This is a genomic window from Flavobacterium endophyticum (assembly GCF_003634455.1).
Lineage (GTDB): Bacteria > Bacteroidota > Bacteroidia > Flavobacteriales > Flavobacteriaceae > Flavobacterium > Flavobacterium endophyticum.
This window is the reverse complement of sequence record NZ_RBLC01000001.1, coordinates 1,284,837-1,297,641: the sequence shown is the minus strand read 5'-3', so window position 1 is coordinate 1,297,641 and position 12,805 is coordinate 1,284,837. Positions and strand designations below refer to the sequence as shown.

The 12,805-nt window shown below is 35.6% G+C and carries 9 protein-coding genes; 7 read left to right on the top strand and 2 right to left on the bottom strand.

The features are described 5' to 3' along the window. Window positions 1-65: 65 nt before the first annotated feature. Entirely contained in the window at window positions 66-2,828 is a 2,763-nt protein-coding gene (locus CLV94_RS05985) for a GH92 family glycosyl hydrolase (RefSeq protein WP_121375509.1), read from the top strand. 53 nt (window positions 2,829-2,881) lie between these two features. Next, complete coding sequence (locus CLV94_RS05980; RefSeq protein WP_121375508.1) at window positions 2,882-3,646, top strand: amidohydrolase; 765 nt, start codon at window positions 2,882-2,884, stop codon at window positions 3,644-3,646. Window positions 3,647-3,648: 2 nt separating this feature from the next. On the opposite strand, the gene CLV94_RS05975 is transcribed toward CLV94_RS05980, so the two are convergent. Both CLV94_RS05975 and CLV94_RS05970 read right to left on the bottom strand, forming a co-directional pair. Further along, window positions 3,649-5,247, bottom strand: coding sequence for an Ig-like domain-containing protein (locus CLV94_RS05975; protein WP_121375507.1), 1,599 nt, complete (start codon window positions 5,245-5,247; stop codon window positions 3,649-3,651). 90 nt (window positions 5,248-5,337) lie between these two features. Continuing rightward, window positions 5,338-6,018 carry a ComF family protein gene (locus CLV94_RS05970; protein ID WP_121375506.1) on the bottom strand — a complete coding sequence of 227 codons (681 nt, stop codon included), beginning with the start codon at window positions 6,016-6,018 and terminating at the stop codon, window positions 5,338-5,340. Window positions 6,019-6,412: 394 nt separating this feature from the next. On the opposite strand from CLV94_RS05970, the gene CLV94_RS05965 reads away from it, so the two are divergent. The 5 genes from CLV94_RS05965 (at window position 6,413) to CLV94_RS05945 (ending at window position 12,804) form a co-directional block, all read left to right on the top strand. Further along, on the top strand, window positions 6,413-7,198 hold the full coding sequence (locus CLV94_RS05965; protein ID WP_121375505.1) for a hypothetical protein: 786 nt from the start codon (window positions 6,413-6,415) through the stop codon (window positions 7,196-7,198). Window positions 7,199-7,261: 63 nt separating this feature from the next. Then, window positions 7,262-8,803, top strand: a complete 1,542-nt coding sequence (locus CLV94_RS05960; protein WP_121375504.1) for a glycine--tRNA ligase — start codon at window positions 7,262-7,264, stop codon at window positions 8,801-8,803. A gap of 427 nt (window positions 8,804-9,230) precedes the next feature. Continuing rightward, a complete protein-coding gene (locus tag CLV94_RS05955) occupies window positions 9,231-10,040 on the top strand; it encodes a LytR/AlgR family response regulator transcription factor (protein ID WP_121375503.1) in 810 nt (269 codons plus the stop codon). 304 nt (window positions 10,041-10,344) lie between these two features. Further along, entirely contained in the window at window positions 10,345-10,566 is a 222-nt protein-coding gene (locus CLV94_RS05950) for a hypothetical protein (RefSeq protein WP_121375502.1), read from the top strand. Between the two features lie 198 nt (window positions 10,567-10,764). Then, window positions 10,765-12,804 (top strand): ATP-binding protein, encoded by a 2,040-nt coding sequence (locus CLV94_RS05945; RefSeq protein ID WP_245982455.1) that lies wholly within the window; start codon window positions 10,765-10,767, stop codon window positions 12,802-12,804. Window position 12,805: the final 1 nt, after the last annotated feature.

The window sequence follows — 12,805 nt, the reverse complement described above, 5'->3', positions numbered from 1 at the left end:
CGCTATAAATCTCAGTGCCACATCCCCCAAAATATTTCCTATATTTGGAAACCAAAACCAATAAAATGAAATATTTCTCCCTGCTATTTTTTATTTCGACTTTCACTTTTGCGCAAAATTACCAGCAATACGTTAACCCGATGATTGGAACGGGCGGTCACGGACACACTTTTCCTGGCGCAACAGTCCCATTCGGAATGGTACAACTTTCTCCCGACACAAGAATTGACGGAAGCTGGGACGGATGTTCAGGTTATCATTTTGACGACTCCATAATCTACGGATTTTCACACACGCACTTAAACGGAACGGGAGTCTCTGATTTTGGCGATATTATGCTGATGCCAACAATGGGCGTGCCAAGTCTTGACAATAAAAACTATCCCTCAAAATTCTCCCATAAAAATGAAAAAGCTTCTGCTGGATTTTATTCGGTGAAATTGGACAAGCATAATATTGATGTACGATTGACGACTTCAACTCGTGTTGGTTTTCACGAATACACATTCAATAATTCTGGACAAGCTAATATTATTTTAGATTTAAATCATCGCGATCATTTGTTATATGGCGATGTGAAAGTTATAGATAATAAAACAGTTGAAATCTGTCGAAGAAGCGAAGCTTGGGCCCGTAATCAATATGTTTTTGCCCGAATTGAATTTAATTTTCCGATGAAAGTTAGTAAATCGAAAGGAGATTCGAAACTTGAATTATTTTATCGAGGTTCTGAAGTTGCCGTTAGTTTTTCAAGACAAGTTAAAAAGGGAGAGAAAATCTTAGTAAAGGTATCGCTTTCGCCAACATCCTATGAAGGAGCAAAACTCAATATGTCAGAAATAAACCATTGGGATTTTAACAAAACGAAAGCCGATGCAGAGCAACTTTGGAACAAAGAGTTATCTAAAATCGAAGTCACATCTTCGGATAAAAATAAAAAAACAATATTTTACACCGCTTTGTATCACACGATGATGCAACCCAATATCGCCCAAGATTTAGATGGAAAATACCGCGGAAGAGACAATGAAATTCACACAGCAGAAGGTTTTGATTATTATTCGGTTTTCTCGCTTTGGGATACGTTTAGAGCCGCGCATCCGCTTTATACTTTAATCGATAAAAAACGCACGTCAGACTTTATAAATACCTTTTTAAAGCAATATGAGCAGGGCGGAAGATTGCCGGTTTGGGAACTGGCTTCTAATGAAACCGATTGTATGATCGGCTATCATTCTGTTTCTGTAATAGCAGATGCTATGGCAAAAGGAATCAAAGGTTTTGACTATGAAAAAGCATTTGAAGCCGCAAAACATTCTGCAATGCTTGATCATTTGGGATTGGATGCTTACAAAAAGAATGGTTTCATCAGTATCGATGACGAACACGAAAGCGTTTCCAAAACTGTGGAATATGCCTATGACGATTGGTGTATTGCGCAAATGGCAAAAATGCTGAATAAAAAAGCAGACTATGACTATTTTATGAAACGCTCCCAAAACTGGAAAAATATTTTTGATTGGGAAACAGGTTTCATGCGCCCAAAGAAAAATGGCGGCTGGGATAAGCCATTCGATTCAAGAGAAGTCAATAATAATTTTACCGAAGGCAATTCGTGGCAGTATTCTTTTTTCGTGCTTCAAGACATTCCGGGCATGATTGAGGCGTATGGAGGTAACGAAAAATTTGAAGCCAAACTCGATGAAATGTTCAATAGCGAAAGCAAAACTACGGGGCGTGAACAAGTCGATGTCACTGGACTAATCGGACAATATGCGCATGGAAATGAGCCGAGCCATCATATGACATACCTCTATAATTATATTGGAAAGCCAGAAAAGACACAGCAAAAAGTAGATTACATTTTGAATGAATTCTATAAAAACACGCCCGACGGTTTGATCGGCAACGAAGACTGCGGACAGATGAGCGCTTGGTACGTTTTAAGCTCGATGGGAATGTATGTCGTGACCCCAGGGAATGCAGAATGGATTAAAATCAAGCCGCATTACGAAAAAATAAAAATCAATTTCGAAAATAAGGAATCGCTTACCATTACTAAAAGTGCACTAAAGGGCTATCTGAAAGAAGTGCTGGCAAAAGCAGAAAAAGATAATTTCACTAAAATTACGCCAGTTCCAGTGATTGAAGCACAAGGCAAATCGTTTAAAGAAAAAATGAGTGTCCGTTTCGCTTCTCCAGACAAGACTGCCAACTATTTTTACAAGGTAAACAATGGCAATTTTAAAGCTTTTGCAAAAGAATTGATTTTGACCGAAACATCAGATCTACAATTTTACTCAGACAATGGGCAAGGAAGCGTAAGCGATACGATTTCTGCGACATTCATCAAAAAGCCCAACAATTATACTGTCCAGATAAAATCAAAATACAATCCGCAATACCATGCTGGCGGTGACGAAGGCCTGATTGATGGTGTTTTTGGAAATGAAAATTGGCGCAAAGGCGATTGGCAAGGCTATCAAGGACAAGATTTCGAAGCTGTTGTAGATTTGACCAAGATGCAAAACGTAACGTTGGTTTCAGCCCGATTCTTGCAAGATTCAAGAGCTTGGATTTTGATGCCGACAAAAGTAGAATTCTATACTTCAGAAGATAACCTGAATTTCAAATTAGCAAAAACAATTGACAATACGTTGGACGCTAAAAACACAGAAGTTCAAATCATCGAATTCAAGACAGTAATTCCGGCGACCAAAGCTAGATTCATAAAAATCAAAGGCTACAATTACGGCAAGCTTCCAGAATGGCACCAAGGTTTTGGCGGTGAAGCTTTTATTTTTATAGATGAAATAACAATCAAATAAATTATAACCCTTTTAGGGTTTTAAATTCTGAAAGGGTTTTTTAAAACTAACAAATGAAAATAGCCTTAATCCAAGCTCCCTTGATTTGGGAAAACCCACAAGCCAATCGTGAGTATTTCGAAGAAAGAATTAATTCAATCGAGCAAGAAATAGATCTGATAATTCTTCCAGAAATGTTCACGACAGGATTTACAATGAATCCAAAAAATGTGGCAGAAACAATGCAGAGCGAAACGATTTTGAAGCTAAAAGATCTCGCAAAAAATAAGAACACAGCCATTATCGGAAGCCTTATTATTGTTGAAAACGAAAAGTATTACAACAGATTGATTTTTGTTTTTCCATCAGGAGAAATTGAATATTATGACAAGCGACATCTTTTTTCATTAGCGGGAGAAGAAAAAATTTATACTTCGGGAAAAGAAAAACAAATCGTAGAATATAAAGGCTGGAAAATCTGTCCTATGATCTGTTACGATCTGCGTTTTCCTGTTTTTTCCAGAAATACAGAAGACTATGATTTGCTTTTGTATGTCGCCAATTGGCCAAAACCACGTACAAATGCTTGGGATATTTTGTTAAAAGCACGTTCCGTAGAAAATATGTGCTACACGCTTGGCGTCAACAGGATTGGTTTTGATGAAAGCGGACATGAGTATGTAGGGCATTCGCAAGCCATAGATTTTTTAGGCAATACCATTATAAATGCAGAAGAATCTGAAGGTATTATCATTGCTGATTTAGATAAAAATGCAATGCTGGAAGCCAGACATAAGTTCGGTTTCCTTAACGATAGAGATGCTTTCGAAATTGTATAGCGTCAATCGCCGAGATTTACCGTTTGGTCGACATCCCAATTGGCTCTGACATCTATAGCAGTAGGGTAATAAATTACTTCTTCGGGCTGTCGTTTTTCTAGATAGCTTCCGGTATCCCAAATCTTGTTTTTATTCTCGTCATAAATTACGCGTAGCGTAAAAAGATTAGGCTGCAGTCCCATAAAATCAATGATATCCTTGCCGTCGGAATATTCAGAGGCAATAAGTTCCCCTTTGGAATTGGTAATTTCTACAATAACAGGATAGTGTCTGACATTCTGTAATCGTATTCGAAGATTCCCATATTCGGAAATATTTTGGGTCTTGAGCTTGTAATCCAAAGTGTCGTTTGCTTGTTCCAAATAGTCTGTAAAAGCGCCAGGAAATGCCGTAATGGAATAGCTTTCCAAAGGCTCTTTTTCAAAATCGATTTTTACTTCCTGATTAAATTCGTCATATTCTGTCGTAAAAGGAACTGCTATCGAATCCTTGTTAATCAGTTTTATTTTAGAATTGTCAATTTTGCTCAAAGGAAGGGTAGAGTTGACAGTAAATCGGTCACGGAAATGCAACGTGCCGCTTTGTACCGCTTGGAAATTCAGCGTGTCTTTTTTCTGATTCTTGATTTTTACAGTAAACTCCTTGCTAAAACTCTCCTTGTTTATTTTTAGGCTCAAAGAATCCGTTTTTATCGGATTGAACCAGACCTGAAGAGAATCTTTTTTGGGCATCTGTGTAACTTTTATCGGGAGCTCCTGACTTCCGTTTTTTAGCGTAAGCATGACGTTTTTTGAATCTCCTTCATAAGGAACTACGATCCTGTTGTTTGAAGCTTGATACGGCTTTAATCCTTTGAATGGCACAAGCTCGTTAAACAACTCCATTTCGTAAATAGTGTTATTAGGAAGGGTAACAAACTCTTTATGGAAAGCGATCTTGTCCTTGTTCGGATTAAACTTAAAGTTATTGTTGTAGTCTTTCATCGCAACCAGCAGGTATTTTCCTTCCTTTAGGTTTTCTAGCTTGAAAGTCTTGAGGCTGTCCAAAGTATTCGTGATGTATCTCGGATTTTCTTTGTAGATGATAGAATCGGTAAACGTTTCATTTACTTCATATAACATCACCGAAACAAAATTTTCGACATCTTTTGTATATGCATCTTTGATAAAGCCTTGCAACGAAAGCGAATCAATATAGCTTCCTGTAGAAAACACATATTTGAATTGCTGGTACGGATTGTTTTCGTTGTTGTCTTGGATACTGCTTCCGAAGTTAAAGCTATAGGTCGTATTTGGCTGTAAGGTATCCTTGATTTTGATCGTAATAAATTTGCTGGCATTCGTAGGCGAAACGATAGGCGGATATTTCATCGGCGGCGAAATAATCAGCTGTTTGTTTACATCCTTGATTTTTACATATTCGTCAAAAGTAATCTTGATTTCCTTTACGTTGAAATTCGTACTGAAATTTTTTGGCGTACTGTAACGAAGTACAGGAGGAAGAGTGTCTTTTAAGCCCCCGGTAATATTGCCTCTTTTTGCGCAACCCACTACCGATAGAGCTAAAATGATATATAAAAATGCAAACCGAATTCTAAACATCAGGAAATAATTTATGTACAAAATAACAATTATATTTAGAGGTAACGAAATCTTTGCGAAAATATATTTCAGCAGCTAAGGTTTTCATTGCTAATACGTATAGGCCATAGCCACAATGCTGATTTTTGCTCCTGGAATTTTCAGCAATGCTTTGGCACACGCTTCAATCGTAGTGCCGCTGGTGATGACGTCGTCGATCAATAAAAAATGCTTGTTGTAGTGTGCCTCTGTGAAGGTTACGTCGAATAAATCTTTCTTGATTTCTGTCCGTCCGAAAAAACTTTTCTTAGTCTGTGTTTTGGTATGGAAATTCCGATGCAAGATAGTGCCGTCATATTCAATAGCCAAGATGGATGCTAATGCCCTGCCGAACTCTTCTACTTGATTGTAGCCTCGTTCCTTGAGCCGTTTCTTATGCAAAGGCACAGGGATTATAACATCAAAATTTTTTGCAATTTCTAAAGTTTTTAAATCTTCAGCATACCATTGTCCCAGCATAGTACCGATTTCCTGATGGCTTCGGTATTTTAGATTATGAATCAGCTCTTGCACGATTCCTCTTTTATGGAAATAAATCATGGCCGCTCCGAATTCAATAGGAATCCTGCCGTAAAACTTTTTGATTATTTCATTTTCGGTCTCAAGATGATGATTGGTCAAGGGCAATTCATGTCGGCAGGAAGTACAGATTACATTTTCATTCGACTGAATAAACGAACCGCAGCCTAAGCATAATTGCGGGAAGAAGAGGTTGAATAGGCTTTTAAACATTTTTAATTGGGTTATATAGAACAGCTTAAAAGTATAAAATTTTTAAATAAATAAGACGTATCGTTTCAGTTTTTAGGATGATATACAAGTCTAATTTACATTCTGCAAAGTTGTTTGATTAATTGCTTTGTTTTTTAAGTGTTTGATATGGTGTTATTTAAGAATTTTTTAAGAAATATAAAGAAGTGATTTTTGGATGCAATAGTGTTAAAGACTGTTAGTCAAGCCCTTTTATTAACTGTTAGTCGATTATTTTTTGAAAGCATACGCTGTTGGTTTAATTTCACGAAAATTTTTAGAAACCATGCCTTTCAAGCCTGCTTTGTCTTTTGTAACTATAACCGCCACAATATCCATCCTGACGGTAGCTATCCTTGCCGTAAAATTATGTGACATGAAAACAGAAAAAGAGAGCCTATCACATAATATGGCTATTGATAAAAAGGCACATAATAATGAGATTAGTGAAATTTTAGTGCGTTATGACGCAGTACTGCAGCAAAACGAGCGATTGGAAGCGGAAATTGAAAAGCTAAAAAATCAAACCTTGCAAATTGATGATTCCGTCAAAAGTAGCTACCAATCTTCGCTGAATATCCTTAAAAGCAATATTTCCACGCTGACCAAAGAAACTGACACCAAAAGCACGCAGCTAGAGACATTGAATTCGATCTTGAAGCTAAAACAGCAGGATTTTGAAAACAACAAAAGAGAAATCGAAAAGCTTAATGCCAAGATAAACCAGTTAGAATTGGAAATCACGGCAAGTCCTGACTCAAAAGCAGAAAAAAGAAAACTCAAGGCTTCCAATGTAAGCGCAGTTGGAGTCAGGATTGTTTCTGAAAAAATTCTGGAAACCAAAAAAACCAAAAACACAGAACAGATTAAAGTCTGTTTTACGCTTGGAGAAAATACTGCAATCGAAAAAGGCGCGAAAGAAATATTTATTCAGATCATTAATCCCAAAGCCAATATCGTAAGCAAAAATAAAGCCTCTGTCGAAATCAAGAACAAGACACTTTTTTATAGCGCAAAAACAAGTGTCAACTACGAAAAAGATGATGTCGATGTTTGTGTTTTTATTGAAGCAGGCAAGCAGCATCTTATAAAAGGAAATTACAATATCAATATATTTTCTGGTGCAAATCTTATAGGAAATACGAATCTTCTCCTCCTTTAAACTTTCTAGTTTAAAAAATTAACAATTCCCGCAATTTTCATTCTCTTTTTATATTTTTGCACTATGGCAAAACAAGACGATTTATTTAAAAATGTAGTTTCGCATGCAAAAGAATACGGATATATTTTTCCGTCAAGCGAAATTTACGATGGTTTAAGCGCAGTGTATGACTACGCACAAAACGGTGTTGAACTAAAAAAGAATATCCGCGAATATTGGTGGAAAGCAATGGTGCAAATGCACGAAAACATTGTAGGGATTGATGCTGCAATTTTAATGCATCCGACTACATGGAAAGCTTCGGGCCACGTAGATGCCTTCAATGACCCGTTGATTGATAACAAAGATTCAAAGAAAAGATACCGTGCCGATGTTTTAATTGAGGATTATGCCGAAAAATTAAACCAAAAAGCACAAAAAGAAATCGAAAAAGCAAAAGCCCGTTATGGAGATGCTTTTAACGAACAAGAATTTATTGCTACAAACGCAAGAGTTGTAGAATATAAAGCAAAGCAAAGAGAAATCCTTGAAAGAATGGCGCGTTCTCTTGAAACTGAAAACCTAGAGGACGTGAAGGCCCTAATTGAAGAGCTTGAAATTGCTGATCCGGAAACAGGTTCCAGAAACTGGACAGACGTAAAGCAGTTCAACTTGATGTTTGGAACGAAATTAGGAGCTTCTGCAGAAAGCGCGATGGATTTATACCTTCGCCCGGAAACTGCACAAGGAATTTTTGTAAACTTTCAAAATGTTCAAAAAACAGGAAGGATGAAAATACCTTTCGGAATCGCTCAGACCGGAAAAGCGTTCAGAAATGAGATTGTAGCCAGACAGTTTATTTTCAGGATGAGAGAATTCGAACAAATGGAAATGCAGTTTTTCGTGAAGCCAGGCGAAGAAATGAAATGGTACGAATATTGGAAAACGACACGTCTGAATTGGCATCTATCTCTAGGACTTGGACAAGAAAATTATCGTTTCCACGACCATGAAAAATTAGCACATTATGCCAATGCGGCTGCAGATATCGAATTTAATTTCCCTTTTGGATTTAAAGAGCTAGAAGGAATCCATTCTAGAACTGACTTTGATTTGAAAGCGCACGAACAACATTCAGGCAGAAAATTGCAGTATTTTGATACGGAAACCAACCAGAATTATGTTCCTTATGTAGTGGAAACCTCTGTTGGATTAGACAGGATGTTTTTGGCAGTTTTCTCGAACTCGCTAAAAGAAGAAACTCTCGAAGACGGGTCTACCCGAACTGTTTTGAGATTGCCGTCTGTTTTGGCACCGACAAAAGCAGCTGTTTTGCCGTTGGTTAAAAAAGATGGACTTCCAGAATTAGCGCAAGAAATCATCGAAGACCTGAAATGGGATTTTAATGTTACCTATGACGAGAAAGACGCCGTGGGAAGACGCTATAGAAGGCAAGATGCACTTGGAACGCCATTCTGTATTACAGTAGACCATCAGACTTTAGAAGATAAGACGGTAACTATCCGTCATAGAGATTCTATGAAACAAGACAGGGTGAAAATTTCTGAACTAAAAGATATTATCAATAGAGAAGTTTCGATGAAGACTTGGCTTATGAAAATGTAAAAATTCACTATTTTAAAAATACAAAGAGGCTGACCTTTATTGGAAAGCCTTTTTATTTTCCTGAATTTTTATTTTACATAATAAATTGATTTCGCTGTGCAGGCGGCTAAAAAGACGTACTTTATCGGATTTTTTGAGCCGTTAAAGTATTATATCAACAATAATTAAGAATGTATTAACAACAACTCTATTTTTGCACCAAATAGATTAAATTAGTTGATGATTTTATGTTATAAAATAATGAAAATGATTCTTTTAAATTAAAATCCAGTTGATAAAGAACCGTTTTTAAGTTAATATAGTCCCCAAAACTACTATTCCCATCCGGTTTAAATTTATTTTACTGACTTAATCACGATGCTCTGACAAAATAAGCAACCATTTAATGGATTGCTTTTCCAAAAACAAATTTTGTTACCAGCAATTGATGAGTTATTCGTACGTTATCATTAACGATAATCAAGAGAATGTTTTGAGCATCCAAGGTATGGCCGATGGATTCCAAAGCCTTCACTTTGCTGCATCTGCGAATAATTATGACGATGGCTTGAATGCCATTTTGGAATACCAGCCCCAATTGGTTTTTTTAGAAATCGATCCAAAAGATAAAGCAAGCAAGCTTTCGCTTTCGCTGATTAATGAATTGTATCGTTATCTTAAAACAATTCCCAAAATTGTTGTTACTGCCAAAAATGGCAATCTAGCCTTAGAAGCAATAAAGCACGAGGTTTTTGATTATCTCGTAGCCCCATTCGAATTGAATGATTTCCGAAAGACCGTATTGAAATTTGAAAAGAGCATTTCTTTGCCGGTTTCGAATGTTCCGACTGAAACAATACAAAAGCCGCTTGTCATAGATAATGACCAGTCCTTAAAAGCGGAACCAGAACAACTGACCATCTGCATAAAATCTTACGGAGACTACCGATTTATTGACGCAAAAGATATTCTTTATTTCCAGGCAGATAATAATTCTACCGACATCCATCTAAACAATGGCGAAATGATTACGGCATTCAAGACGCTAAAACATTTTGAAAATGTCCTGCCATCGCAATTTTATAGAATACACAACAGCTATATTGTAAATATAAATTACGTTTCCAGAATCCACACCGGAAACACGGTCTGCTATATTAAAAATACTACTACAAAGCTTCCGTTCTCTAAATCCTACAAAGCAAATGTCGATCAAATTATTGCAGTCATCTCCAGCTCAAATTATCTAGAAATCTAAAAGAGCGGCAATCTAATTTTTTCTTTATTCTCCTTTTTTATATCGTAATCCCACTATTTATAAGGTTTTAGGGCTTTTTTTAAGGCTATTTATTACTTAAAAAACAGCAAACTCTTAAAAATAGGTCATTCACTCTCAAATTAGTATCATCTACTCACAAACGACCTCATTCTACAATAGAGGCCAGTAATTACTACAATAACTGTCAGATGCTCAGTAGTTTTACACCGTGAAAGTCAAACATCACACCCTAATTTCAAGAACAAATCTTACACATATTCATTAAACCACAAATGAAAACATTATGAAAAAAGCGATTTTAACATTCGGATTATTCTCTTTTACTTTTTTATTATCAGGACAAGGTAATGCTGATACAGGAAATCAAGGAGCAGGAGGAAATAAAAAATTAGATGGTATAACTGCAGTGAACAAAGAGCTGTCGGCTAATGCGAAATTGAACTTAACTCTTTCAATTGATACAGGAAATCAAGGAGCAGGAGGAAATAAAAAATTAGATTACTAAACTACTAGTAGTTCTTTAAGATAAAAAAAGCCAACACAAAATGTTGGCTTTTTTTATTTCTAAACTGCAAAAACTTATAATAGTTTTTGCTTTTGAACATTAAAATGATTTATAAAAAGAAACAATCATGTAATTTATTCAATTGTGATATTTTTATGTCAATAGTTTTATTATTTTTGGGAACAAACTTTCCGACTATTGAAAAAAAATACCTACTTGTTTTTCATGCTTGGTCTCTTGCTTTTTGGATGCTCAAAGACGAAAGATAATTTTTCCGAAAAAAGCGTTTCAGATACTCTTGATTCTTATTTACGTTTAGCAAATGAAGACACATTGCCTTATGAGAGTAGGTTTGACTACAATAAAAAAGCATTTGCAATTATAATTAACCAAGATAACGATTCTATTAGCCGGAAAAATTTATTTAAGGTTGCGAATAGATATTTCAATATGAATAATATTGAAGAATATCAAAAAATTTCAAAAATCATAATAGAAAAATCCAAACAAGGTAATGATACGCTGAGTATAGCTAAAGCATATAGTTATCTTGGAGATTATTTTGGATTCAAATCTATTTCAGATAGTGCGTTTTTATATTATTCTAAAGCTGAAAAATTATATAATAAAATAGGGAGTAACCCTAATATTGCTAAGATACAGCTTAATAAGGCTATTTTACAGTATAACGAAAATGAATTTTTAGGTAGTGAAATTTCTGTATTTCAAGCCATAAAATCCTTAAAAGGAGAAAATAATGATGAATTGCTGTATGAAGCCAATAATCTTTTAGGTATTCTTTATAATGAGTTAAATGAATTTGATAAATCGATAGAATATCATAATAAGGCACTAGAGATATTAAAATCAAATGCGGTACCAGCAGAATACCAATCCAAGGCCACTTCTTTAAATAACTTAGGAGTCGTATATCAAAAACTGCAAAACGACAAAAAAGCCATTGTTTATTTTGAAAGTGCTTTAAAAGAAAAGAATCTATTTCAAGAAAAACCTTTTATATATGCTATGTTATTGGACAATATTGCATATTCAAAATTTAGGTTGAATGAGTTTGATGAACTCCCCGGGATGTTTTATAAAGCGTTGAAAATTAGAGATAGTCTGGATGTTACCTCCGGAATTATAATTAACAAAATACATCTTTCCGAATATTATGCTGAAAAGAATGATACTGTAAACTCTAGAAAATATGCAAGAGAAGCATTAAAGCTGTCAAAATCATCTAATAGGCAACGTGATGTGCTAAGCTCATTAAAGCAGCTTTCAAATGTAGAGCCATTAAAGAGCTCCCTGTATTCTAAAGAATATATTAGAATAAACGATAGCCTTCAGCAAACTGAGAGAAAAGTCAAGGATAAATTTACGAGAATTGAATTCGAAACAGATGAAATTATCCAGCAAAATGACAAGCTAGCCGAACAAAACAGAAACATACTTTTCTTTTTCGGATTGGTTGTCATGATCGGAGTTCTTCTTTTTGTCATTAAAAATCAGCGGTCAAAAACTAAGGAGCTGATGCTCAAGCAAGCGCAGCAAAAAGCCAATGAAGATATCTATAATCTGATGTTGTTCCAGCAGAATAGGATAGAAGAAGGACGAGCTAATGAAAAGATAAGGATCGCTCAAGAACTTCACGATGGAATTTTAGGAAGGTTGTTTGGTGCTCGCCTAAATTTGGACAGCTTGAATAAAAGGCAAGATGCTGAAGCAATTGTCAGCAGAAACAATTATCTGGTAGAACTTAAAAATATAGAGCAAGACATCCGAGAAATATCACACGACCTGAATCGTGAAAAACATGCGCTTAATAATAATTTTATCGGCATCGTCAACAATCTTATCGAACAACAGGAAACGGTTTCTCAAGCCAAAGTTTCTTTTGTTGTCGATATGGAAATCGAGTGGGAAAAAATAGAAAACTATGTTAAGATCAACTTGTATAGGATCCTTCAAGAAGCCTTGTTGAATATAAATAAGTATTCCCAAGCAGAAAATGTTAAGATTGAAATAGTAAAACAAGAAAAGACCCTGAGATTAATAGTGTCTGATGATGGTGTCGGATTTTCAGTAAGCAAAAAGAGCAAAGGCATTGGCTTACAGAATATGCTTTCAAGAGCAAATGCCTGTGAAGGTACTTTTGATGTGAAATCAAAACTAGGAAAAGGAACTATTATTACTGTCACATTCCCAATGGAAACCAATCAAAAAATAACATAAC

Coding starts and splice junctions, on each gene's coding strand:
- CLV94_RS05975 (WP_121375507.1), bottom strand. CDS start 5,247: ATGTTTAGAATTCGGTTTGCATTTTTATATATCATTTTAGCTCTATCG.
- CLV94_RS05960 (WP_121375504.1), top strand. CDS start 7,262: ATGGCAAAACAAGACGATTTATTTAAAAATGTAGTTTCGCATGCAAAA.
- CLV94_RS05950 (WP_121375502.1), top strand. CDS start 10,345: ATGAAAAAAGCGATTTTAACATTCGGATTATTCTCTTTTACTTTTTTA.
- CLV94_RS05970 (WP_121375506.1), bottom strand. CDS start 6,018: ATGTTTAAAAGCCTATTCAACCTCTTCTTCCCGCAATTATGCTTAGGC.
- CLV94_RS05965 (WP_121375505.1), top strand. CDS start 6,413: ATGAAAACAGAAAAAGAGAGCCTATCACATAATATGGCTATTGATAAA.
- CLV94_RS05955 (WP_121375503.1), top strand. CDS start 9,231: ATGAGTTATTCGTACGTTATCATTAACGATAATCAAGAGAATGTTTTG.
- CLV94_RS05980 (WP_121375508.1), top strand. CDS start 2,882: ATGAAAATAGCCTTAATCCAAGCTCCCTTGATTTGGGAAAACCCACAA.
- CLV94_RS05985 (WP_121375509.1), top strand. CDS start 66: ATGAAATATTTCTCCCTGCTATTTTTTATTTCGACTTTCACTTTTGCG.